The organism is Lactococcus cremoris subsp. cremoris NBRC 100676 (genome assembly GCF_001591705.1).
Taxonomy (GTDB): Bacteria; Bacillota; Bacilli; order Lactobacillales; family Streptococcaceae; genus Lactococcus; species Lactococcus cremoris.
This window is the reverse complement of sequence record NZ_BCVK01000033.1, coordinates 1-23,154: the sequence shown is the minus strand read 5'-3', so window position 1 is coordinate 23,154 and position 23,154 is coordinate 1. Positions and strand designations below refer to the sequence as shown.

Sequence of the window (23,154 nt, the reverse complement as noted above, 5' to 3'; positions counted from 1 at the left end):
ATGAAAAGAATTTCGCATTTTTTCATTGTTTTAATTGGAATTTGTACTGCACTTGTCCTTGGATATATCTTCACGGTCATTTATACTGAGGTTGAAAATGCGCTATTAGTCCATGATAGTAAAACAATTACACTTTATAAAGTTTTAACAGAAATCAATTTTAGTTCAATTGCAGTCGCTTTTGGTATGGCTTTTGCTTATATGCTCTTGTTAGATTTGCTGACGGTACTTGCGATCCATTCTTGGCATCGAGTTCAAAACAAGAAAAAATCGAAATACCAGTCAAAAATTGCTCATTTTTGGTTTCGTTATCGGACGATACATCTTACCTTTATTTTACTTTCAGTCTTCATTACCTTATCGCTTACTGCACCAGCAATGATTATGAATAGCTTTACGGCCATTGTTTCAATCTCAGTGCTTATTAGCAACTTGACCAAAAAAATCGGCAATGATTAGCCGATTTTTTATTTTATTGGACTTTTAGCAGGAGTGCCTGCTTTACGTGGATATTTCTTTGGTGTTTCTTTTTTCTTTTCAATGACGGCAATGTGGCGTTCATCGCCATTAGGCAATTCATAAGCGATTTCCTTGATGAATTTTCCACCCAGAATTGCAATGGCTTTTTTAGCATCTGTTAATTCTTCTTCAAATTGAGCTGCTTTTAATGACAATAAATTACCATTTTTCTTGAGAAAAGGAATTGTAAATTCTGATAGGACGGAGAGTCTAGCAACTGCACGGGCAGTCACAAAATCAAACGTTGCGCGATAATTAGAATCTTGTCCAAAATCTTCAGCTCGTCCGTGAAGCAAGGTAACATTTTCAAGGCCTAATTCCTCTGTAAGTAGACTCAAAAAATTAATTCGTTTGTTTAAAGAGTCAATGATTGTTACCTCTAGTTCAGGAAAAATAATCTTCATTGGTAAGCTAGGAAAACCAGCTCCAGCCCCAATATCTAAAATGCTGACGGGCTGGTCAGTAATTAATCCATACAAAATTGGCGCAACCGAGTCATAAAAATGTTTTAAATAGACTTCGTTTTTTTCGGTAATTGCTGTCAGATTAATTTTTTCATTCCATTCAACCAAAAGTTCAAAGTAGCGTTCAAACTGTTTGATTTGTTTATCAGAGAGTTGAATATCAAATTCTGTCAGTGCTGACAAAAATTCATCAGGGGTCATAAAGTTCGCTCCAAAAGTTTTCTAGTAATTTCAGCAATCAGCTCACGATTTTTACCTTTTGGTAATTTATCAATTAAATTTAATGCTGAAAGGGTGTAAGATTTCGCAAGTGCTTTGGTTTTTTCAAGGGCATCAGAAGTTTTGATAAAATCATAAACTTCATCGAATTTTTCATTTTTAATTAAGTCAGAAACTAAAGCGTTATTTTCCTGCAAAGCAAAGAGGACAGGAGCCGAATAGATGCCTTGTTTGATGTCTTCAAGGACTGGTTTACCAAGGGTTTGAGCCGTTGAAGCATAGTCCAAATAATCGTCCATGATTTGGAAAGAAATTCCAATATTCATCCCGATTTTGTAGGCTCGTTTTGTCAGAGCATTATTATTGGAAATCAAAGGAGCAACAGAAGCAGATAGTGCAAAAAGTTCTCCCGTTTTTCCTGAAATGTTTTCAATATAATCATCCAAAGTTTGTTGAAGATTAAAATGATGATTAAGTTGACCCAATTCGCCACCTAACAAACGCTCAATTGACCCAATGTTTTTAGTTAAATTTGACAATTCTAATGAGTGTTCAGACATTAAACGAATGACAGCAATAAAGAGATAGTCTCCGGCATAAACAGCAATTTCAGGCCCATATTTTGCTGACAAGGTGGCAACTCCACGTCGGGTATCAGCATGATCAATCACATCATCATGTACTAAAGTTGCCGTGTGCATCATTTCGACAGAAGCAGCAAGAGCCAATCGCTCGCTCTCCGAAAGGTCAGTGAATCCTGAAAATAGAAGCAGATAAGCAGGGCGTAACATTTTCCCACCTGCGTCAAAAATATCAAAAATAGCCGATTTGACATCAGAATTTTTGATGGTAACATGGCTTTTCATTAATTGATGCACTTGAGCTAATTCCTTCTCAAGTGCTGGATAGTCTTTCCAAAAGTTATTTTTTAAGTCCATTGTTTACTCTCTTTGATAAATAGTTCCTGTATGGGTTTAACCCGTGAAATTAATTGATTCTCGGCAATACCAATCGCAAAACCAGCTAGTATTCCAAAAAAGGCAAGCCATGGCAAATATAGCATGACAGAAGTTGTTTTCGCTAAAAGTGAAGCCATAGCTAACTGTCCAAAATTATGGAAAAATCCACCAACGGTTGAAATACCAATCAGTGAGACTAGCTTTGGTCCAAATTGCTTCATTAAGTACATGGCTAATAAAGATAAAATACCGCCAGCAAAAGAATAGAGAAAGACAGAAAATCCAGTAAAAAGTGCTGTAATTAAAAGACGAAGAATTTGCATGACCCAAACCTGTTGCCATTTCAAAGTGAAGACAGCAATAATCATGACTAAATTGGCCAATCCTACCTTAGCTCCAGGAGCAAAAGCAAAAAAAGGCGGCAGTGTGCTTTCAATAATTCCCATGACTACTGCAGCAGCAGTTAATAAGGAAACATAAACGTATTCTTTGATATTCATACCTTATAATCTACCTGTTCGTCTTTTTGACCACTCATCACTTCAATCACTAAATTGTGAGGTAAACAAACGATTGTTTCCCCTGTTTTAGAAATAAAGCCTCGTTGGACATCAATTTGGTCTTTACAATTCGCTTCAACAACAGCAATTTCGCCGTTTTTCACCTCTATTTTGTTATAGTCGCCATCTTTATCACGGTAAGTCCAAGTTTGATTTTTTTTCAAATCAAATGTTTTTATGACTTTCCCGCTAATCCGAAGCTCGGCTTTGGCTCCAGTAGAACCAGTAGCAAAAAGGAATATTGTTGAAAAGGAAGCAAGAAATAACACGAAAATGATAACAAAATCAAGCGGTTTCGTTTTTATTGTTTTTAAAAAAATTATCGTGTTTTTAAAGAAGTTCATTAAGATTAATTATAGCAGAATTAATGAAAAAATTCACGAAATCAAAAAGAAAAAGCCAATAGGCTCTTTCTTATTTTTTTGTATTTTGTTTTGGTTCATCTTTAGAAAGTTCTTTAGCTTTTTCGATGATATAATTTCTCAAATTGTCACCGATTTGTGGGTGTTCTAAACCATACTCGATTGTTGTTTCCACAAAACCAAGTTTATCACCAACATCATAACGTTTTCCAGTAAATTCATGAGCAAAGACACGTTGTGTTTTATTCAAACGTTCAATCGCATCAGTTAATTGAATTTCATTTCCAGCACCAGGTACTTGTGTTTCTAAAACATCAAAAATTTCTGGAGTCAAGAGGTAACGACCGATAATTGCAAGGTCTGAAGGAGCTTCCTCAACTTTTGGTTTTTCAACAAAACGTTCAACATTGTAAAGACCTTTAGAAACTTCACCATTTGGGTCGATTACTCCGTATTTGTCAACATCTTCATGAGGCACTTTCATTACAGCGATTGTTGAAGCATGAGTTTTTTCATAATCATTAATCAAGTCTTTAGTCAAAGGAGTTTCATTGCCTGTGATATTCATCAAATCATCACCAAGCATAACTACAAAAGGTTCGTTGCTAACAAAAGCTTTGGCTTGAAGAACAGCGTGTCCCAAACCTTTTGGATGAGATTGGCGGATAAAATGAAGATTGATATCTGTTGTTTCTTCTACAAGTTTAAGTAATTCTGTTTTTCCTTTTTCAAGCAAATTTTGTTCAAGCTCAATATTTGAGTCAAAATGGTCTTCAATTGGACGTTTTGCTTTACCAGTTATAATCAAAATGTCTTCGATTCCAGATTTCAAAGCTTCTTCAACGATGAATTGGATAGTAGGTTTATCAACAATTGGCAACATTTCTTTGGCAATGGCTTTAGTTGCTGGTAAAAAGCGAGTTCCAAGACCAGCAGCAGGAATAACAGCTTTACGAACTTTTCTGGCTTTGTTAGGTATAGTAGTTTGTTTCATGATAAATAACTCCTTTATTTAATTAGTAAAATCGAATTTTTTTATTTATTAATATTAATGAATTCATTTTCAGCACGAGTTTCGCGGCGCATGATATCAAGAATTCCAGATTTTGCATCAAGATTTTCATAAAGAACTTTGTAAATTGTTTCAGTGATAGGCATGTCAATTTCAAGTCGTTGAGCAAGCTCATAAGCTGCTTTAGTCGTTGAAACTCCTTCAATAACCATTCCCATATTCTTTTCGATATCTGCTATTTTTTCACCGCGACCAAGAGCATCACCTGCCCTCCAATTTCGTGAATGAATGGACGTCCCTGTTACAATAAGGTCGCCGACTCCGGAAAGACCACTGTAAGTTAAAGGTTCAGCTCCCATGGCAACGCCTAATCGAGTAATCTCAGCAAGACCACGAGTAATAATTGCTGCTTTAGCATTGTCACCAAAACCAAGACCGTGTAATGCCCCTGCTCCAACCGCGATAATGTTTTTAAGAGCACCAGCTGTCTCAACTCCAATCACATCAGTATTAGTATAAAGACGGAAATAGTCATTACTAAAAATGGATTGAGCATATTTTGCTTCATCATGATCGTTAGAAGCTGCAGAAATCAAAGTGATGTCACGAACAATCGTTTCCTCAGCATGAGAAGGACCAGAAACGACAACGATTTCACCGCGAAGTTGAGCTGGAATTTCTTCTTCAAGAATTGTCGAAATTCGGTCATGTGTCCCTTGTTCAAGCCCTTTTGAAGCATGTAGGATATGAACTTTATGTTTAAGGACTTGGGCAACTTGTTTTGCAACCAATCGTGTAACTTTCGTTGGCACAACAAATAGAATGGCATCAACATTTTCCAAAGCTAAATCTAAACGACTATATGCCTTTATTTTTTCATCTAAGACAACATCTTTAAAGTAGCGTGTGTTCGTATGTTTTTCATTAATCTCGGCCATTTGTTCCAGGTTGTTTCCCCAGATACGAACTTCATGACCATTATCATTAAGAACTTGTGAAAGAGCAGTTCCCCATGAGCCTGGACCTAAAACTGCAATTTTTTGTGGATTCATAGAAATGATCCTTTCTTTCGTTTGGTTTCCTTTACATTTTAACATAAGTAAGAATAAAAATCAGCCCTAAGTATGATTTAGGGTTTAAATATTATGATAAAATAGAGATATATCCGAAAGGTTATTCTTAAAATTGAAATTTAAAAATTAGAAACTTGTGAAAACAGGACACAAGCGGGAGGAAAAAATATGCCAGTCAGTTTATTTATGAATCATCATGGGATGATGTTTGGTTATGGTCATCTAGGAATCGTGAATGTGATTTTTGGTTTAGTTCTCTTTTTCTTAATAATAAAAATGATTATAGGTATCAGTTTTATGCGCAAAAATTCGACTGAAAAAGAAGAAAGGTATCAGGACAAAGGAATGAGTAAAAAAGAAAATATTGAACGTTACCACGAAGCAGGACTTTCTGATACAGACATCAAAATATTTCGTGAAAATTTATCTGAAGCCAAAGAAAACATCAAAACTTGGGAAAAATTGTTGAAAAAAGAAGATGACTTACAAGTTGTTGAATCAGTAACAGGTGGCTTAGACGCTAGTAAGCATACTTTCAAATATATTGTTCAAAATCCACAAGAACTTACTAAACAAAATGAGTTTCTTTATAAAGACTTGCCAAATATGGTCAAATTGTCAGAGAAATTTATCGAGATGAAGAAACAATCAGTAAGAACCGAAGATATTAATCGTGATTTAGATGAGACTCTATTATTGATAAAAACATTGTCTAATTCGATTTCTAAAAATTACCACGAAATACTGATGGATGATGTGAATGTCATTAAACATCAAGTTGATTTTGACAAATAAATTTACTGACAAGATTAAATGATTTTTGTCAGTAAAAACTGACGATTCTGTCAATAAAAGTCGAATATTCCTGTCAATTTTGGCAGGAATCATTTATAATATAAAGTAAGTAATCGAAGACTAGTAAAGGAAAATAAAGATATGGACAACCCAATTTTAGATGATTTGATGACGAATGATAAAGTCATCAAAGAAGCAGACCAATTAGATGAGCAACAAAAATCAGAAATTGTAAAAATGCATCAAAATGCCTCATTGGCAGCTGTAGAAGTCCTTTCTACTGACGAATTAGAAAAAGCAAAAGAATTATCTAAACAATTGGATGAATCAAGTGCCCAATCTGTCATTAATTATGGAGCGAGTGCTCAAGATAAAATTTCAGCATTTTCACAAAGTGTCTTAAATAAAGTTCAAGCCCAAGATTTAGGTGAAGTCGGCTCATCACTAACAGACTTGATGTTCAATTTGCAACAAGCTAATCCCAACGAATTGGTTGCTGAAAACAAATGGATTTTTACCAAAATGTTTGGTAAAGTTAAACGCTCGATTTTTGAAGTGACTCAAAAATATCAAAAAATCGGAGCTGGAATTGACAAAATTTCGGCCAAATTAAATAATGAACAACAAGGGCTTTTGCAAGATAATGAAATGCTTGACAAACTCTATGATGAAAACCTGAATTATTTCAAAGCCTTAAATGTTTATATTGCAGGGGCCGAATTAAAAGTTCAAGAATTGGACAATGAAATATTACCTCAAGCACGCAAGGAAGCGCAAGAATCTACTGACAATGCCTTAATTGTTCAAAAAGTGAATGATTTAGAATCATATAAAAATCGTTTAGAAAAACGAGCCCATGATTTACGGCTTGCTCGTCAGCTGACCATCCAACAAGCCCCACAAATCCGTTTGATTCAAAATACCAACCAAGAATTGGCTGAAAAAATTCAAACTTCCATAAATACTGCGATTCCTCTTTGGAAGAACCAAGTGGCGATTGCTTTGACTTTGTTGAAACAAAAAGATGCATTGACTAGCCAACGGATTGTTTCTGAAACAACCAATGATTTGTTGCGTAAGAATTCAGAAATGCTTAAAGCTTCAACAATTGAAGCCGCAACAGAAAATGAACGTGGCTTAGTTGATATTGAAACGTTGAAATTAACTCAACAAAACCTAGTGGATACTATCCAAGAAACCATGCGTATTCAAGCCGAAGGACGTCAAAAACGTCAACAAGGTGAAGTTGAACTTTCTAAGATGGAAGAAGAAATTAAAGAAAAATTGTTACAATTATCAAATAATAAACAATTAAATTAAATTTTAAAATTACTGACAGAAATTGACCAGCATTCTTATCCGCCAACGTGTGATAGATAAGCTCTGACGAAGCTGTCAGTAATTTTTTTATTCTGATAATTGGTATATACTGTTTATTGACAAAAAAGATAAAGGGTGCTAAAATTAAAGAAAAAGAAGAGGAGATATTTATGACTTACTATATTAAAGCAGATCAATTTTTCTACGCTTATGAAACAAAAAAAGGTGGTTTCTTAGAAATTACTGATGGAAAATTTGGAGAGTGGACAGAAGAAGCACCAGCAGGAGCTGAAATCTTAGATTATTCAGGACAATCTATTGCCCCAGGATTAGTTGAAACACATATTCATGGTTTCGGTGGTGCAGATGCCCAAGATGCTGAAGTAGAAGGAATCATGGGGACAATGTCAGAAGGATTATTGTCAGCAGGAGTTACTTCATTTTTGCCAAGTCCTTTAACAGATGACCATGAAGGCTTGAAAGCGGTCTGTACAGTTGTAGGAGAACACTACCAAGAAGCACGCGGAGCTAAAGTACGTGGTATTTTCTTTGAAGGTCCTTTCTTTACAGAAGAAAAGAAAGGGGCTCAAAATCCTAAATACATGCGTGATGCTAAAATGTGGGAGCTTGAAGATTGGCAAGAAGCTGCACATGGAATGCTTAAGAAAATTGGTCTTGCACCAGAACGCGAAGGTTCAGAAGACTTTATTCGTAAAGCGACTGAATCAGGGGTTGTCATTGCCTTAGGTCATTCAAACGCGACATACAAGCAAGCAGTTGCCGGTGTTCAAGCTGGAGCATCTGTATGGGTTCACACATTCAATGGGATGTCAGGAATGACTCACCAAGAACCAGGGATGGTTGGAGCAATTTTAAATACTCCAAATACTTACGCTGAATTAATTTGTGATGGTCACCATGTTCGTCCAGAAGCCGCTGAAATTGTTGTGAAAATGAGAGGCGCTGACCATGTTGTTTTGATTACAGACTCAATGCGTGCCGCAGGACTTCCTGATGGTCCTTATATGCTTGGAGAATACGAAGTAGAAGTGCGCGATGGCGCTGCTTGGCTTCCAACAGGTCGCCCAGCCGCTTCAATTTTAACACTTAAAACAGCCGTTAAAAATGTGATTGACTGGGGGATTGCTACACCAGCAGAAGCAGTTATGATGGCTTCGTTAACGCCAGCAAAATCAGTAAATATTGATGATGTTTGTGGACAAATCAAACCAGGACTTGCAGCCGATTTCATCGTATTAGACAATGAATATGATTTAGTTGCGACTTATCTTGATGGTGAAAAACGTTACGAAGCTTAATCTTGAAAATGAATTTCGAAAGGAATTCATTTTTTTTATGAAAATAATTTCAATTTTCAAAATGAATAATTAGAAAAATAAACAAAAAAGTAAAAGATTCTTTACTTTTTTGTTAAAATATAAAAGAATAGAATGGCTAATATTGTGTCATATTATAGAAGAATAAGAAGCAAATGAAGTCTAAAAAAATTATTTGAAAATGCTAGAAAACCCTTGCAAAATAAGGCTTAGAAAAAAAGAAATAATGAAAACGTTTCATACAGTTTGTAAAGAGATTTTTTTATAAATACGTGATATAATGAACTAGACAACAAATGAACATGGTAAAAATATTAATAACGTTTACGTATTTTTGCTGTGTATCTCAATTTCGGAGGACAGATTTAAATGAAACGCATTGCAGTTTTGACTTCTGGTGGTGATGCCCCAGGGATGAATGCGGCTATTCGTGCAGTTGTTCGCAAAGCAATTTCTGAAGGTATCGAAGTTTACGGTATCAATCACGGATATGCGGGCATGGTTGCGGGAGACATTTTCCCGCTTACGTCAGCTTCAGTTGGTGATAAAATCGGTCGTGGTGGTACATTCTTGTACTCAGCACGTTACCCAGAATTTGCTCAAGTAGAAGGACAACTTGCTGGGATTGAGCAACTTAAAAAATTCGGTATCGAAGGTGTCGTTGTAATCGGTGGTGACGGATCTTACCATGGAGCTATGCGTCTTACAGAACATGGTTTCCCAGCTGTTGGACTTCCAGGCACAATCGATAACGATATCGTAGGAACTGATTTTACAATTGGTTTTGATACAGCTGTTTCGACAGTCGTAGATGCCTTGGATAAAATCCGTGATACTTCATCATCACATAACCGTACTTTCGTTGTAGAAGTAATGGGACGTAATGCTGGAGATATCGCTTTGAATGCTGGTATCGCTGCTGGTGCAGATGATATTTGTATTCCAGAAAAAGAATTTAAGTTTGAAAACGTAGTTAACAACATTAACAAAGGCTACGAAAAAGGTAAAAATCACCACATCATCGTTCTTGCTGAAGGCGTTATGACTGGTGAAGAATTTGCTACAAAACTTAAAGAAGCTGGTTATAAAGGAGACCTTCGTGTTTCTGTTCTTGGACACATCCAACGTGGTGGTTCACCAACAGCTCGTGACCGTGTTCTTGCTTCACGTATGGGAGCTCGTGCCGTTGAATTGCTTCGTGATGGAATCGGTGGCGTAGCCGTTGGTATCCGTAATGAAGAAATTGTAGAAAGTCCAATTCTCGGAACTGCTGAAGAAGGAGCACTCTTTAGTTTGACTACTGAAGGTGGCATCAAAGTAAACAACCCGCATAAAGCAGGTCTTGAACTTTACCGTCTTAACTCAGCACTCAACAATCTTAACCTTAACTAAGTTACTGCAAATCTGTTTCTAGTTAAGTGTTAAACGCATAATTAGGGCAGAGATATATAATTAATCATTATAGGAGAAAAACACAAAATGAATAAACGTGTAAAAATCGTCTCAACTCTTGGACCAGCTGTCGAAATTCGTGGTGGCAAAAAATTTGGTGAAAGCGGCTATTGGGGAGAATCTCTTGACGTCGAAGCATCAGCAAAAAACATTGCAGCTTTGATTGAGGAAGGCGCTAATGTCTTCCGTTTCAACTTCTCACACGGTGACCATCCTGAACAAGGTGCTCGTATGGCAACTGTTCACCGCGCTGAAGAAATCGCTGGTCACAAAGTAGGTTTCTTGCTTGATACTAAAGGTCCTGAAATGCGTACAGAACTCTTCACTGACGGTGCTGATTCAATCAGCGTTGTTACTGGAGATAAATTCCGTGTTGCAACTAAACAAGGTCTTAAATCAACTCCTGAATTGATTGCCTTGAACGTAGCTGGCGGACTTGACATCTTTGATGATGTTGAAATCGGTCAAACTATCTTGATTGATGATGGTAAACTTGGTTTGTCATTGACTGGTAAAGATGCAGCAACTCGTGAATTCGAAGTTGAAGCACAAAATGATGGTGTTATCGGTAAACAAAAAGGTGTTAACATTCCTAACACTAAAATTCCTTTCCCAGCCCTTGCTGAACGTGACGATGCAGATATCCGTTTCGGTCTTTCACAACCTGGTGGAATTAACTTTATCGCTATCTCATTCGTACGTACTGCAAATGACGTTAAAGAAGTACGTCGTATTTGTGAAGAAACTGGTAATCCACACGTACAACTCTTGGCTAAAATTGAAAACCAACAAGGGATTGAAAACCTTGATGAAATCATCGAAGCAGCTGATGGTATCATGATTGCACGTGGTGACATGGGTATCGAAGTTCCATTTGAAATGGTTCCAGTTTACCAAAAATTGATTATCAGCAAAGTTAACAAAGCAGGTAAAATTGTTGTAACTGCAACAAACATGCTTGAATCAATGACTTACAACCCACGTGCTACACGTTCAGAAATTTCAGACGTATTTAACGCTGTTATTGACGGAACTGATGCTACAATGCTTTCAGGTGAGTCTGCTAATGGTAAATACCCACGCGAATCAGTTCGTACGATGGCTACTGTTAACAAAAACGCTCAAACAATGTTGAAAGAATACGGACGTCTTCACCCAGAACGTTACGATAAATCAACTGTAACAGAAGTTGTTGCTGCATCAGTTAAAAATGCTGCAGAAGCTATGAATGTTAAATTGATCGTTGCTTTGACTGAATCTGGTAACACAGCTCGTTTGATTTCTAAACACCGTCCAGATGCTGATATCTTGGCTATCACATTTGACGAAAAAGTTGAACGTGGATTGATGATCAACTGGGGTGTTATCCCAATGATGACTGAAAAACCTGCATCTACTGATGACATGTTTGAAGTTGCTGAAAAAGTTGCATTGGCTTCTGGTTTGGTTGAAGCTGGCGACAATATCATCATCGTTGCTGGTGTTCCAGTTGGTACTGGTCGCACTAATACAATGCGTATCCGCACTGTTAAATAATTTGTCAATTAATGATCTTAAAACAATACAGACTGCCGCTATCGACAGGCCCTATTGTTGAAAAGATTATATTTTATAAAATGCTCGTTTATAATTTGAAAGGAATTAAAGAAAATCATGGCTGATAAACAACGTAAGAAAGTTATCCTTGTTGGTGACGGTGCTGTAGGTTCATCATACGCTTTTGCCCTTGTTAACCAAGGAATTGCACAAGAATTAGGTATTGTTGACCTTTTTAAAGAAAAAACTCAAGGGGATGCAGAAGACCTTTCTCATGCCTTGGCATTTACATCACCTAAAAAGATTTACTCTGCAGACTACTCTGATGCAAGCGACGCTGACCTCGTTGTCTTGACTTCTGGTGCTCCACAAAAACCAGGTGAAACTCGTCTTGACCTTGTTGAAAAAAATCTTCGTATTACTAAAGATGTTGTAACTAAAATTGTTGCTTCAGGATTCAAAGGAATCTTCCTCGTTGCTGCTAACCCAGTTGACATCTTGACATACGCAACTTGGAAATTCTCTGGTTTCCCTAAAAACCGTGTTGTAGGTTCAGGTACTTCACTTGATACTGCACGTTTTCGTCAAGCATTGGCTGAAAAAGTTGACGTTGATGCTCGTTCAATCCACGCATACATCATGGGTGAACATGGTGACTCAGAATTTGCTGTTTGGTCACACGCTAACGTTGCTGGTGTTAAATTGGAACAATGGTTCCAAGAAAATGACTACCTTAACGAAGCAGAAATCGTTGAATTGTTTGAATCTGTACGTGATGCAGCTTACTCAATCATCGCTAAAAAAGGTGCAACATTCTACGGTGTGGCTGTAGCCCTTGCTCGTATTACTAAAGCAATTCTTGATGATGAACATGCAGTACTTCCTGTATCAGTATTCCAAGATGGACAATATGGCGTAAGCGACTGCTACCTTGGTCAACCAGCTGTAGTTGGTGCTGAAGGTGTTGTTAACCCAATTCACATTCCATTGAACGATGCTGAAATGCAAAAAATGGAAGCTTCTGGAGCTCAATTGAAAGCTATCATCGATGAGGCTTTTGCTAAAGAAGAATTTGCTTCTGCAGTTAAAAACTAAAAATAAAAAAGAGTTAGTAGAAATTTTCAACTAACTCTTTTTTTATATTTAAAAGTTTGCTTTAAACTATAATAAAAAAGTCTGTTCATCGACAGACTTTTTTATTTTTATAAATTTATTTCGATTTGATATAGTTTACCCCGTCAGCTTTAGGCGCAATTGCTTTTCCAAGGAAGAGTGCCAAGACAATAATTGTAAAGACATAAGGTGCCATTTGTAGGAATGAAGAAGGAATTTCTTTGATTCCTGGGATTTGACCACCGACAACGGCCAGTGAAGTAAAGAGTCCAAAGAGAAGTGATGATAGCATTGCTCCAATTGGATTCCATTTACCAAAAATCATGGCTGCAAGCGAAATGAAACCTTGTCCTGCAATAGTTGAAACTGAGAAGTTACCAGAAATTGCTTGAGCATAGATTGCTCCACCAACTCCTCCGAGAACACCAGAGAGAAGTACCCCTGCCCAACGATAGGCATAAACGTTAATCCCAAGGGTGTCAGCTGCTTGAGGATTTTCACCAACAGAACGAAGGCGAAGACCAAAGCGAGTTTTAAATAGGACGTACCAAGCGAGAATTGCAACAACTATTGCAAGGAAACCTGGGAGTGAAGTTTGAGTAAAGAAGATTTTACCAATGACAGGAATATTAGAAAGTAAAGGAACATTCCAATAACCAATTTGTTCATTGATATTAATTTGACCTTGTTGGTAGAAAACTTGAAGTAGGAATACTCCAAGTGCTGGAGCCATCAAGTTAAGTACGGTCCCAGATACGATATGGTCTGCTCTTAGGTTGACGGTAGCAACCGCGTGTAGAGAAGAGAAGAGCGCACCGATTAAAGCTCCAAAGAGGATTGAGAGCCAAGGAGTCATGCTTCCAAACATCCCGGCAGTAGTTAAGTTGAAGACAACGGAACTAAAGGCCCCGATAGTCATTATTCCTTCGAGACTGACATTGACGATTCCGCCTCGTTCGGAGAAGACACCACCAATACTTGTAAAGATTAGAGGTGTTGAATAGATGAGCATATTAGCGACAATAATCTGTAAAGTGTTTACGACGTTCATGCTTTTTCTCCTTTCTTCTTAGTGACTTCTGAAGCTTTGATTGCTTTAGCTTTTGGTAGCATGACTTCGATAATGAATTTCACTGCGATGAAGAATATAATTGCAGCAGTGACAACTTTAACGATTTCTGGTGGAATACCATCGTTTGTCATACCAGGTGCACCTGTTTGAAGAACAGAGAAAAGAAGAGCGGCAAAGAGAATACCGATAGGACTATTACCGCCAAGAAGGGCGACAGCCATCCCATTAAATCCGATATCAAGGGATGCCGATTGAGAGACAAAGTTTTGCATATACCCAAACCCATAAACAACACCACCAAGTCCAGCGAGGGCTCCGGCGACAACCATAGATAAGATAAGAGTACGTTTTGCTGAGATACCAGCATATTCTGAAGCGTCAGGATTTAAACCAACTGCTTTAATTTCAAATCCAAGAGTTGTCTTAGTGAAGATAATGGCCATAATCGCAAGGGCAATTAATGCAATGATTAGTCCGATATTCAAGGTTGAATTATCTGTTAATGAGGACATCCAATTGGTTCTAAAAGAAGCATTTGCACTAATTAATTTTGTTTGGTCAGTTGTATTGTCCATCAAAATGTTTTTTTGGAACATACTGTGTATCATAAATGTTGAGAAGAACAACATAATATAGTTCAGCATAATTGTTGTGATAACTTCTGAAGTTCCAAGTAGAGCTCGAAGAATACCGGGTATGAATCCCATAAATGCTCCAAAGACCATTCCGATAATTACAACTAAAGGAATCATCAGTAAGCGGGGGATATCTGGGAAACTTAAAGCAAACCACATGGAACTAATCCAACCAGCTAATGCTTGACCTGACATCCCGATATTGAAGAGGCCGACTTTCATGGCAACTGCAAAGGATAAAGCAGTCAAAATCAAAGGTCCCATAGTTTGTAGGGTTTCACCAATGGATCTTGCACTTCCTAAAGCAGAAATAAAAAGGTCTTCGTAACCCCAAATCGGGTTATAGCCAAAGGCTAGCATGATAATCGCACCTAACAGGAAACCAAAAACAATGGCAATGAGAGGAACGAGGACTTTTCTTGTTTTATTATTCATTAATGTTACCTCCAACCATTAAAATACCGAGTTCTTGTTTTGTGGTTGTTTCAGGACTTACAATTCCCTGAATTTGACCATCGTGAATTACAGCGATTCGGTCAGAGACATTAAGAATTTCATCAAGTTCAAAAGAAATAACAAGGACTGCTTTTCCTTCATCACGAGCTTGGATTAAACGTTTATGAATATATTCAATCGCTCCAACGTCAAGACCACGTGTGGGTTGGGAAACGATAAGTAAGTCAGGGTTACGGTCAATTTCACGAGCAATAATTGCTTTTTGCTGATTACCACCAGAAAGAGATGAGGCAGAAACCCATTCACCAGCTCCACGGACGTCAAATTCTTCCATAAGTTCACGAGCATGACTGTTGATTTTATTGTAATCTAGAAAACCATATTTGCTCATTGGTGGTTTGTAGTAGGTTTGCAAGGCAATATTTTCAGCGACTGTCATTTCCAAAACGAGTCCGTCACGATGTCTGTCCTCTGGAACGTGTCCAACTGATTGCTCAGTTATTTTTCGAGGGCGTTGATTAGTAATGTCCTTATTGTGAAGTTTGATAGAACCTGAATCCACTTTTGTTAAACCAGTGATTGCTTTTACTAATTCTGTCTCTCCATTACCATCAATTCCGGCTACTCCTACGATTTCACCGGCACGGACATCTAAAGAGAGGCCTTTAACTTTAAGGGAGCCACGACTCTCTTTGATATTAAGGTCTTTAATTTCTAAGACGACATCTTTAGGTTGGGCAGCAGCTTTTTCAGTAATGAATGAGACAGAGCGTCCGACCATGAGTTCTGCAAGCTCTTGATTGGTTTTGTCGCCAAGCTCAACGGTATCAATAGATTTTCCGCGTCGAATTACAGTGATACGGTCAGCTACGGCACGAATTTCATCCAACTTATGGGTGATGAGAATGATTGACTTACCTTCTTTAATCAAGTTTTTCATGATTTGCATCAATTCTGTAATTTCAGCAGGAGTCAAAACGGCAGTTGGTTCATCAAAAATTAAGATATCTGCCCCGCGATAAAGTGTTTTTAAAATCTCAACACGTTGCTGTTGACCGACGGAAATATCACGGATAAGTGCATCTGGTTCAACAGAAAGTCCATAACGCTCAGAAAGTTCAAGAATTTTTTTCTTCGCTGTCTTTAAATCGAGATTGATTCCTTTGGTTACTTCATTACCAAGGATGATATTTTCAGTAACTGTGAAGGCGTCAACTAACATGAAGTGTTGGTGAACCATTCCGATACCGAGGTTTGCTGCTTTAGAGGGGGAATCGATGTTTTCGAGCTTTCCCTTGACGTGGACTTCGCCTTCGCTAGGCTCGAGGAGTCCTGAGAGGATGTTCATCAAGGTTGACTTACCGGCTCCATTTTCGCCGAGCAATGCATGAATCTCACCTTTCTTCAACTCAAGATTGACCTTGTCGTTTGCGACAAAATCACCAAAACGTTTGGTGACATCAATCATTTGAATGACAGTTTCATTTGCCATAGTGGCTCCTTCTTATAAAATATTATAATAATAATGTAAATTGTAAAAATTACAAATTTAATTATACCAAATTTGTCTAAGATATGAAAGCCCCGTCATAGCAATAAACGCGTGGCTTTTCCTTAAAAATGCATTTTGAAAAAGATTACTAAAAAGTTGATTATTTTTCGATTAAAAAAAGTTATTTTTGTCGCTTTAATACATCAATTTCAATACTGATTGTTACTTCTAAAGCTTCAAACTTTTTGAGATTTTCAATTCCCTCTGGTTTGATTTTCCAATAATGAGGGGTCATCAGTAGTAAGCTTAATAAATCTTCTGTGGATTGGATTGTCACTTGATAAGAATAATTTTCTTGCTCAACTAAAAAGCCAGGGAAAGTTTTAATAGAAGAGGCTTTAACTTTTTCATGAATTTCAGGATAGATAATATTTTTTAATTCAATGAGGTGGTCGCTAGCGGCTCTGACGATGATAATATTTCCTTCGTCAGTCAGAATTCGGTCAATTTCTGGGACAGAATATTCTGCGAACATGGATAAAACAGTACTGACGGACTTGTCAGTAAAAGGGAGATTGGCAAAATTGGCTACTAACCATTGAATCGTTGTGTTTTTTTTAGCAGCCATCCGAATCCCGAGCTTAGAAATATCCATTCCATAAAGCTTAGTGGATTCTGGTGCCATTTCTTTTTGGAAACGTGAAAGATAGTAACCTTCCCCACAACCAATGTCGACAATGGTTTGGTTGGTTGAAGATAAATTGTTTAAGCGTTGATTGACTCGGTCGGATAGTTTTTCATAATAACCTTTTGCGAGAAAATCACGTCTGGCTGCCATCATTTCTTTTGAGTCGCCAGAAGTTTTTTTGGCATTTAAAAGAAGGTTAAGATAGCCTTCTTTAGCCAAATCAAAAGTATGATTATTCTCACATTTAAAAGTATTTCCTTCTTTTGAAAGTAAATGATTGCAAACAGGACATTTTATAATTTCAGACATGGATTCTCCAAATTTTTAAAATTAATTTTCGTCAGTAAACTTTACTTACTGATCTTACGTGATTTAATGACAGCTTCATCAGGAGTGACACGAATCGTTTTTTCACGATCATAGGTCACAAATCCTGGAGCTGTTCCGGTCGGTTTGTGTAATTTTTTGACATCCAAAACGTCTACTTGAACAAGATTTGAATAACGGGCCTTGCTGAAATAGGCGGCTAATTCTCCGGCGAAAGTAATTGTTTCATCAGATGGATTTGAATTTCCAGTAATCAAAACATGACTTCCTGGAATATCCTTAACGTGAAACCAAAGATCGCCTCGACGAGAAAGTTTGAAACTGACTTGTTCATTTTGTAAATTATTTTTTCCAACCAAAATAATTGTTCCATCTTCAGCTTGATATTTTTCTGGCGGCAGCATTTTTTGTTTCTTATTGCGATATTTTTGTTTGATATAGCCAGTTTGAATTAATTCTTCACGAATATCAGCAATTTCAGGAACATCAGCATTTTCAAGATTGGACTCAACGGACTCTAAATAATGGATTGTTTCTTTAGTTTTGGCGATTTGTTCTCCCAAAAATTTGACAGCTTGTTTCAATTTTTGATAACGGTGGAAATAGCGTTGAGCATTTTGAGCGGGGCTTAGTGCGGGGTTTAAAGCGATGTCTAAGGGTTCGTTTGTATAGTAATTTTCTAAGGTCACACTTGTTTTATCGTTTGGTACTTGATTTAAGAAAGTGTTAAGTAACTCACCTTTTTGACGGAAAATTTCAGCATTGTCAGTAGCCAATAATTCTCGTTCTTGTTTCTTTAATTTATCACGATTTTTCTTCAATTCATTTTGGATTTTTTTAATGACAGAAGCAGCAACTTGTTTGACACGGTCACGTTCAGCTTTGTCAGCATAATAAACATCCAGCATTTCAGATAAGCTATCGAAGCTTACAAAATCATCAGTAAGTTGAATACTAGAAAAATTATCAGTAGGATAAATTGATGGCTTAACTGTCAGTAATTTTTCTTTGAATTCTTTTACTGACAGACCAGTCAATGCGATTTTAGAATCGCGCCCAATCCCTTGGAATTTTTGTTGTAATTGTTCAGTTTGTAACGCATCAAAAATTTCTTCATCAGTTGCTTTAAAGGGGTCAGTAGCATTAGAAGCAGGTGGTGCGATATAGGTTGAGCCAGGCAAAATCGTCCGATATTGATTTTGCGAAAAGCCAATATGTTTGATTGATTCAATGATTTTTTGTGAGGTTTTTTCAAGCAAAATAATATTGCTGTGTTTCCCCATAATTTCAGCGATTAAAGCAATTTTTAGGCTGTCACCAATCTCATCTTTAGTAGAAATGTGAAAAATAATTTGGCGGTCATTTTCAACTTGTTCGATTTTTTCAAGGAAAGCCCCCGCTAAATATTTCCGTAAAATCATCACAAAGTTATTGGGGTTTTGAGGATTTTGAAAATCAGTTTTCGTCAGTTGGACCCGTCCAAATACAGGGTGAGCTGAAAGTAGAAGTTTATGAGATTTACCAGCTGACCGAATTGTTAAAATAAGTTCTTGGTCAAAAGGTTGATTAATTTTTTGAATACGTCCACCAACAAGCGGTTGCAATTCAGCCGTCATGTGGTGTAAAAAAATACCATCAAAGGACATTATGTGCCTCTTTCGTTTTATAGATTATAAAAACAGCTTTCACTGTTTATTTAGGAGCCTTTTATTTTTCAATTTGCTGACAAAGGCCTGTCAGTAAAATATGAGAAAATTAATAACTATTTCTAAGCCAATTTTACCAAAAAAACGTTAATTTTTCTTGTATTTTTCAAGTAATTGTTTATGATTTCATAAAAAGCTAAGAATGCAGCTTGATTAGCATATCGACTTTTATCAATAAAAAATGTTAAAATGAAAAGAGGATTAAACTCAGGAAAGTTATTAAATTAGAAATATAGGATGTTAAATGAATAAAATAGTTAGTATATTTCAGCGGATTTTGCGAATTGTCATGTTTATTGTTGCAGTGGCAATGCTTTTCGGGGCTCTGTTTTTACTTGGTATCCATCAGACAAATAAAAGTTTAGAAAAAACAGCTGTTTCTGGAAAAATTATTTATGGTACAGATGTGAAAGCAATTCATGAAGTATCCTATAAATACGACGGAAAAGAATATCAAAAACGTCCCTTGGATGTTTATTTTAGAAGATTAGGTGATGAAGGCGATAAAATTACAGTTTATGTTGCTCAGGATCATCCGACACGAATTTTCATTTCAAGGACAGGGCGACCACTAATCGATTCTGCAGGATTAATTGGAGGTTGGAGTCTGGTTTTACTCTTGATTTTATTTGGAGAACATCAACTTTTGCGAAGAATGAAAATACTGGAAGAAAATGCAAATAAATAAACTACAAAATCATTTTTAGTTCTGAATAAAAATACAACCCTAATAAAAATATTGATAAAAAGAGAAATCGCTAACATTGGCGATTTTTTTGTTGTTAAAAACTAGTGGTTGAAAGCTGTGAAAAGCTAAACAAAGGGTATTTATGGACTTTCTTATTTTGACACAAGTGCTTGCTAAAGTCAGCAATGGTCAAGCAAAAACTAGAGTATTTTTATGTTTTTTTATTAAGAAATGGTGTATAAAGAATGTATACAATAAATTACTTTATGGAAGCTGTCAAACAATTTCTTGTGTCTGATCATCATAAGATATTGCCAACATGATTTAGGAGGATTGGAAAAAATGGAAATGCAGAAAAAAAAGGCACCACGTAAAAAAGGTAAAGTAATAACCAAGCGTAAAGTACTGTCAGCGACCATGTCTGGGACGTTATTGATGACTTCGGTAATTATCCCAACAGCTTATAGCTTGTTATCAAATCAGATCACTGCAAAAGCTGCTGCTTTAAATATTGATCTCTTGCAAAATATTACTTCAAGCAATAATAGTGGGACAACTACAAGCAATCGCTGGGCTAGTGGTTCAGGAACTCGAAATGTTGATTTTACAATTGCCGGAGGTGCATTGGCTAATGTCGCCCTTCTTTCAGGGCCTCGTTATGCTGTTTTGACAATTCCGCAAGAGCTTCGTGGCTATGTTGCTGCTAACGGGAATACTTCGGTTACAACGAATATCACGATTGACTTTAATAAAGTTGCACTCATCAATGCAATTGTTAGTGCTGGAGATACTTTTGTTGCGGGAGTAGCCACAATCTTAGGCAATAATCCTTTAGCCAGTATTAATTTAACAGAAGTGACGACTCAGCTTAATCTATTAAAGGGAAGTCAAAATATTGGCGGTGGGACATTTACATCAGCCACGACCCTTAATGGAAATTCAGTGCTGAGTGCGCCTTTAAATGATGGGATGGGAGCAATTTTAGCTCAAAATGTCAGAACTATTCTAGAAAATTTACGAACGGCAGTTAGTAATCTTTCTGCAACAGGGTTAGCAGCACCTGCCGCTAATACCGCCCTTGCTTTGATCAAGCCTGCACTGATAACAGCCATAGATAATGTTTTAGTTCCATTAGTAAATGGAACAGGTGGAATTTTAGATCTTCTTTTAAATGCTTCGGCACTTGGGAATACAAGAATTACCATTCCTACAAAAATTACTGCCCCACCAAGTATTCAAAGTAACCTCGATGCGCGTTTTGTAGGTTCTGCTGTTCAAACCAACTTATTAGATGTTGATGTTCTAAGTGGTGCTGATGGAGCTTCTTATGTGTATTTAGCTGGAGATGTTAATTTAACGCTGGTCGCTCCAACAGGAAATCTAACAGCGACAACCTCAGCAGTTGGTGCAAGTAATGCAACTGCGACGATTCCAACCACCTTAAAAAATAATGCAGGTACTGATGTTCCAGTCACCTCAGTCATTACTAATTCCTCGGGGACTCCAGTGACCAACGGTCAATTATCAGCGGGTACTTACACTGTCACCTATTCAGCCGCAGGCTATGCAAATGTAACGCAAACTTTAGTGGTTACTGACCCAGCTGATACGACCCCTCCTGCAGCTCCTATTGTGAGTGGCGTCACAGGAAATAGCACCAATGGCTATACCGTTACAGGAACTGCCGAACCTAATTCGACTATTACTATTAAAAATGGTTCTGGTACAACAGTCGGAACAGGAACAACAGACGGAAGTGGAAATTACACAGTGACTCTCCCAGGCTCAGTTGGTCCTAATGCGCCATTAAATGTTACAGCGACAGATAGTTCGGGGAATGTTAGTACGCCAACACCAACGAAAACCCCCGCAGACCCAGTTAGTCCAGTACTGGTAGCTCCAACAGGAAATCTAACAGCAACGACCTCAGCAGTTGGTGCAAGTAATGCAACTGCGACGATTCCAACTACATTAAAAAATAGTGCAGGAGCCGATGTAGCGGTCACCTCGGTTATTACCAATTCCTCAGGAACTGCAGTGACCAATGGTAACTTATCAGCGGGTACCTACACCGTCACTTATACGGCTGCAGGATATGAAGATGTGACCCAAACGCTGGTTGTCTCTGACCCAGCAGATACAACCGCCCCAGATGCTCCAGTAGTTGGAAGTGTCACAGGAAATAGCACCAATGGTTACACCGTCACAGGGACTGCCGAACCTAATTCGACCATCACAATTAAAAATAATAATGGCGATACGGTCGGAACCGGAACGACAGACGGCAGTGGAAATTACACAGTTACCCTCCCAGGCTCAGTTGGTTCTAATGCTCCACTAAATGTCACAGCGACAGATAGTTCAGGCAATGTCAGTGATCCAACCTCAGCGACAACACCAGCAGATCCAGTTAGTCCAGTTTTAGTAGCTCCAACAGGTAATTTAACTACGACCACTTCTAAAAAAGGTGCAGCTGACGCAACAGCTAGTCTACCTGCTACACTTAAAGATAGTGATGGTAAAACTGTACCGGTTACTCATGTAATTACCAATTCAACAGGAACGGAAGTACCGAATGGCAAACTGTCCGCAGGTACTTACACAGTAATTTATTCAGCAGAGGGATATGCAAATGTAACTCAAACCTTAGTGGTCAGTGATCCAAGCAACCCAACTAGTCCAGTTTTAGTAGCTCCAACAGGTAATTTAACTACGACCACTTCTAAAAAAGGTGCAGCTGACGCAACAGTTAGTCTACCTGCTACACTTAAAGATAGTGATGGTAAAACTGTACCGGTTACTCATGTAATTACCAATTCAACAGGAACGGAAGTACCGAATAGCAAACTGTCCGCAGGTACTTACACAGTAACTTATTCAGCAGAGGGATATGCAAATGTAACCCAAACCTTAGTGGTCAGTGATCCATCGTCTAACACTGATACGACGGCTCCAAACGCTCCAACTGTAGATAGTGTAACTGGGGATTCTGGTAGTGGATATACGGTAAATGGTAAAGGTGAACCTGGTTCCACTATTACTGTTAAAAATCCGGCAACAGGCGAAGTTTTAGGCACTGCTGTAGCGGGAGTGGATGGAAGTTATACACTTAAACTTCCTCTTGGAATTAACCCAGGAACACAGGTTTCTGTTACTGCAACAGATGCATCTGGAAATACCAGCGAACCAACGCTCTTTACTACACCGCCAACAACAATGAATGGAGGGATGATAAATGGAAATATGAGTACAAATATAGGTGGAAAACATTTTTCAACAGCTGATTTACCTGCAACAGGTGAAGCAAATGCAGGTTGGTTGAGTATGGTTGGAACTGTTCTTCTCTCTCTATTTGGAGCAATGTTCTTC

The 23,154-nt window shown here is 37.6% G+C and carries 20 protein-coding genes; 9 read left to right on the top strand and 11 right to left on the bottom strand.

The window, feature by feature from the left end; genetic code table 11:
• The gene (locus tag LLA01S_RS07150; RefSeq protein ID WP_021165433.1) at positions 1-459 is read left to right on the top strand and encodes a hypothetical protein; all 459 of its coding nucleotides are present in this window, start codon (positions 1-3) and stop codon (positions 457-459) included.
• An 8-nt stretch (positions 460-467) separates the two neighbouring features.
• Here LLA01S_RS07150 and rsmG read toward each other — a convergent pair whose 3' ends face one another.
• From rsmG to LLA01S_RS07120, 6 genes are all read right to left on the bottom strand, one after another.
• Positions 468-1,184 carry a 16S rRNA (guanine(527)-N(7))-methyltransferase RsmG gene (gene rsmG, locus LLA01S_RS07145; RefSeq protein ID WP_014572720.1) on the bottom strand — a complete coding sequence of 239 codons (717 nt, stop codon included), beginning with the start codon at positions 1,182-1,184 and terminating at the stop codon, positions 468-470.
• Positions 1,181-2,140: a polyprenyl synthetase family protein gene (locus LLA01S_RS07140; RefSeq protein WP_021165432.1), complete on the bottom strand. Its 960-nt coding sequence runs from the start codon at positions 2,138-2,140 to the stop codon at positions 1,181-1,183. The genes rsmG and LLA01S_RS07140 overlap by 4 nt, the downstream gene beginning before the upstream one ends.
• The gene (locus LLA01S_RS07135) at positions 2,131-2,661 is read right to left on the bottom strand and encodes a Gx transporter family protein (protein WP_011676335.1); all 531 of its coding nucleotides are present in this window, start codon (positions 2,659-2,661) and stop codon (positions 2,131-2,133) included. The genes LLA01S_RS07140 and LLA01S_RS07135 overlap by 10 nt, the downstream gene beginning before the upstream one ends.
• On the bottom strand, positions 2,658-3,065 hold the full coding sequence (locus tag LLA01S_RS07130; protein WP_011676334.1) for a NusG domain II-containing protein: 408 nt from the start codon (positions 3,063-3,065) through the stop codon (positions 2,658-2,660). Before LLA01S_RS07130 ends, LLA01S_RS07135 begins: the two co-directional genes overlap by 4 nt.
• 70 nt (positions 3,066-3,135) lie before the next feature.
• Positions 3,136-4,077 (bottom strand): UTP--glucose-1-phosphate uridylyltransferase GalU, encoded by a 942-nt coding sequence (gene galU, locus LLA01S_RS07125; RefSeq protein WP_061778052.1) that lies wholly within the window; start codon positions 4,075-4,077, stop codon positions 3,136-3,138.
• 41 nt (positions 4,078-4,118) lie between these two features.
• Positions 4,119-5,147, bottom strand: a complete 1,029-nt coding sequence (locus tag LLA01S_RS07120) for an NAD(P)H-dependent glycerol-3-phosphate dehydrogenase (protein ID WP_011835022.1) — start codon at positions 5,145-5,147, stop codon at positions 4,119-4,121.
• Between the two features lie 189 nt (positions 5,148-5,336).
• Between LLA01S_RS07120 and LLA01S_RS07115 the strand changes: the two genes are divergently transcribed.
• The 6 genes from LLA01S_RS07115 to LLA01S_RS07085 all read left to right on the top strand — a co-directional run bounded on the left by LLA01S_RS07115 (position 5,337) and on the right by LLA01S_RS07085 (position 12,703).
• Entirely contained in the window at positions 5,337-5,963 is a 627-nt protein-coding gene (locus LLA01S_RS07115; RefSeq protein WP_011835023.1) for a 5-bromo-4-chloroindolyl phosphate hydrolysis family protein, read from the top strand.
• Positions 5,964-6,104: 141 nt separating this feature from the next.
• Positions 6,105-7,283, top strand: a complete 1,179-nt coding sequence (locus tag LLA01S_RS07110) for a toxic anion resistance protein (RefSeq protein WP_061778051.1) — start codon at positions 6,105-6,107, stop codon at positions 7,281-7,283.
• Between the two features lie 170 nt (positions 7,284-7,453).
• Entirely contained in the window at positions 7,454-8,602 is a 1,149-nt protein-coding gene (gene nagA / locus LLA01S_RS07105; protein ID WP_011676329.1) for an N-acetylglucosamine-6-phosphate deacetylase, read from the top strand.
• Positions 8,603-8,989: 387 nt separating this feature from the next.
• Complete coding sequence (pfkA, locus tag LLA01S_RS07095; protein ID WP_021165428.1) at positions 8,990-10,012, top strand: 6-phosphofructokinase; 1,023 nt, start codon at positions 8,990-8,992, stop codon at positions 10,010-10,012.
• An 87-nt stretch (positions 10,013-10,099) separates the two neighbouring features.
• The gene (pyk, locus tag LLA01S_RS07090) at positions 10,100-11,608 is read left to right on the top strand and encodes a pyruvate kinase (protein WP_021165427.1); all 1,509 of its coding nucleotides are present in this window, start codon (positions 10,100-10,102) and stop codon (positions 11,606-11,608) included.
• Between the two features lie 117 nt (positions 11,609-11,725).
• Positions 11,726-12,703, top strand: a complete 978-nt coding sequence (locus LLA01S_RS07085) for an L-lactate dehydrogenase (RefSeq protein WP_003131075.1) — start codon at positions 11,726-11,728, stop codon at positions 12,701-12,703.
• 115 nt (positions 12,704-12,818) lie between these two features.
• Here the strand turns inward: LLA01S_RS07085 and LLA01S_RS07080 are convergent, their stop codons facing one another.
• From LLA01S_RS07080 to LLA01S_RS07060, 5 genes are all read right to left on the bottom strand, one after another.
• Positions 12,819-13,772 carry an ABC transporter permease gene (locus tag LLA01S_RS07080; protein ID WP_061778050.1) on the bottom strand — a complete coding sequence of 318 codons (954 nt, stop codon included), beginning with the start codon at positions 13,770-13,772 and terminating at the stop codon, positions 12,819-12,821.
• Positions 13,769-14,863, bottom strand: coding sequence for an ABC transporter permease (locus tag LLA01S_RS07075; RefSeq protein WP_014572715.1), 1,095 nt, complete (start codon positions 14,861-14,863; stop codon positions 13,769-13,771). Before LLA01S_RS07075 ends, LLA01S_RS07080 begins: the two co-directional genes overlap by 4 nt.
• A complete protein-coding gene (locus tag LLA01S_RS07070; RefSeq protein ID WP_014572714.1) occupies positions 14,856-16,376 on the bottom strand; it encodes an ABC transporter ATP-binding protein in 1,521 nt (506 codons plus the stop codon). Before LLA01S_RS07070 ends, LLA01S_RS07075 begins: the two co-directional genes overlap by 8 nt.
• 181 nt (positions 16,377-16,557) lie before the next feature.
• Positions 16,558-17,373, bottom strand: a complete 816-nt coding sequence (locus tag LLA01S_RS07065) for a putative RNA methyltransferase (RefSeq protein WP_021165423.1) — start codon at positions 17,371-17,373, stop codon at positions 16,558-16,560.
• Positions 17,374-17,414: 41 nt separating this feature from the next.
• Positions 17,415-19,037 carry an Rqc2 family fibronectin-binding protein gene (locus tag LLA01S_RS07060; protein WP_061778049.1) on the bottom strand — a complete coding sequence of 541 codons (1,623 nt, stop codon included), beginning with the start codon at positions 19,035-19,037 and terminating at the stop codon, positions 17,415-17,417.
• Between the two features lie 304 nt (positions 19,038-19,341).
• Here LLA01S_RS07060 and LLA01S_RS07055 point away from each other — a divergent pair, with 304 nt between their 5' ends.
• Entirely contained in the window at positions 19,342-19,785 is a 444-nt protein-coding gene (locus LLA01S_RS07055) for a hypothetical protein (RefSeq protein WP_011676322.1), read from the top strand.
• Positions 19,786-20,127: 342 nt separating this feature from the next.
• A partial coding sequence (locus tag LLA01S_RS07050) for a phage tail tube protein (RefSeq protein WP_061778048.1) occupies positions 20,128-23,154 on the top strand: 3,027 nt, incomplete at its 3' end.

Coding starts and splice junctions, on each gene's coding strand:
- LLA01S_RS07150 (WP_021165433.1), top strand. CDS start 1: ATGAAAAGAATTTCGCATTTTTTCATTGTTTTAATTGGAATTTGTACT.
- rsmG (WP_014572720.1), bottom strand. CDS start 1,184: ATGACCCCTGATGAATTTTTGTCAGCACTGACAGAATTTGATATTCAA.
- LLA01S_RS07140 (WP_021165432.1), bottom strand. CDS start 2,140: ATGGACTTAAAAAATAACTTTTGGAAAGACTATCCAGCACTTGAGAAG.
- LLA01S_RS07135 (WP_011676335.1), bottom strand. CDS start 2,661: ATGAATATCAAAGAATACGTTTATGTTTCCTTATTAACTGCTGCTGCA.
- LLA01S_RS07130 (WP_011676334.1), bottom strand. CDS start 3,065: ATGAACTTCTTTAAAAACACGATAATTTTTTTAAAAACAATAAAAACG.
- galU (WP_061778052.1), bottom strand. CDS start 4,077: ATGAAACAAACTACTATACCTAACAAAGCCAGAAAAGTTCGTAAAGCT.
- LLA01S_RS07120 (WP_011835022.1), bottom strand. CDS start 5,147: ATGAATCCACAAAAAATTGCAGTTTTAGGTCCAGGCTCATGGGGAACT.
- LLA01S_RS07115 (WP_011835023.1), top strand. CDS start 5,337: ATGCCAGTCAGTTTATTTATGAATCATCATGGGATGATGTTTGGTTAT.
- LLA01S_RS07110 (WP_061778051.1), top strand. CDS start 6,105: ATGGACAACCCAATTTTAGATGATTTGATGACGAATGATAAAGTCATC.
- nagA (WP_011676329.1), top strand. CDS start 7,454: ATGACTTACTATATTAAAGCAGATCAATTTTTCTACGCTTATGAAACA.
- pfkA (WP_021165428.1), top strand. CDS start 8,990: ATGAAACGCATTGCAGTTTTGACTTCTGGTGGTGATGCCCCAGGGATG.
- pyk (WP_021165427.1), top strand. CDS start 10,100: ATGAATAAACGTGTAAAAATCGTCTCAACTCTTGGACCAGCTGTCGAA.
- LLA01S_RS07085 (WP_003131075.1), top strand. CDS start 11,726: ATGGCTGATAAACAACGTAAGAAAGTTATCCTTGTTGGTGACGGTGCT.
- LLA01S_RS07080 (WP_061778050.1), bottom strand. CDS start 13,772: ATGAACGTCGTAAACACTTTACAGATTATTGTCGCTAATATGCTCATC.
- LLA01S_RS07075 (WP_014572715.1), bottom strand. CDS start 14,863: ATGAATAATAAAACAAGAAAAGTCCTCGTTCCTCTCATTGCCATTGTT.
- LLA01S_RS07070 (WP_014572714.1), bottom strand. CDS start 16,376: ATGGCAAATGAAACTGTCATTCAAATGATTGATGTCACCAAACGTTTT.
- LLA01S_RS07065 (WP_021165423.1), bottom strand. CDS start 17,373: ATGTCTGAAATTATAAAATGTCCTGTTTGCAATCATTTACTTTCAAAA.
- LLA01S_RS07060 (WP_061778049.1), bottom strand. CDS start 19,037: ATGTCCTTTGATGGTATTTTTTTACACCACATGACGGCTGAATTGCAA.
- LLA01S_RS07055 (WP_011676322.1), top strand. CDS start 19,342: ATGAATAAAATAGTTAGTATATTTCAGCGGATTTTGCGAATTGTCATG.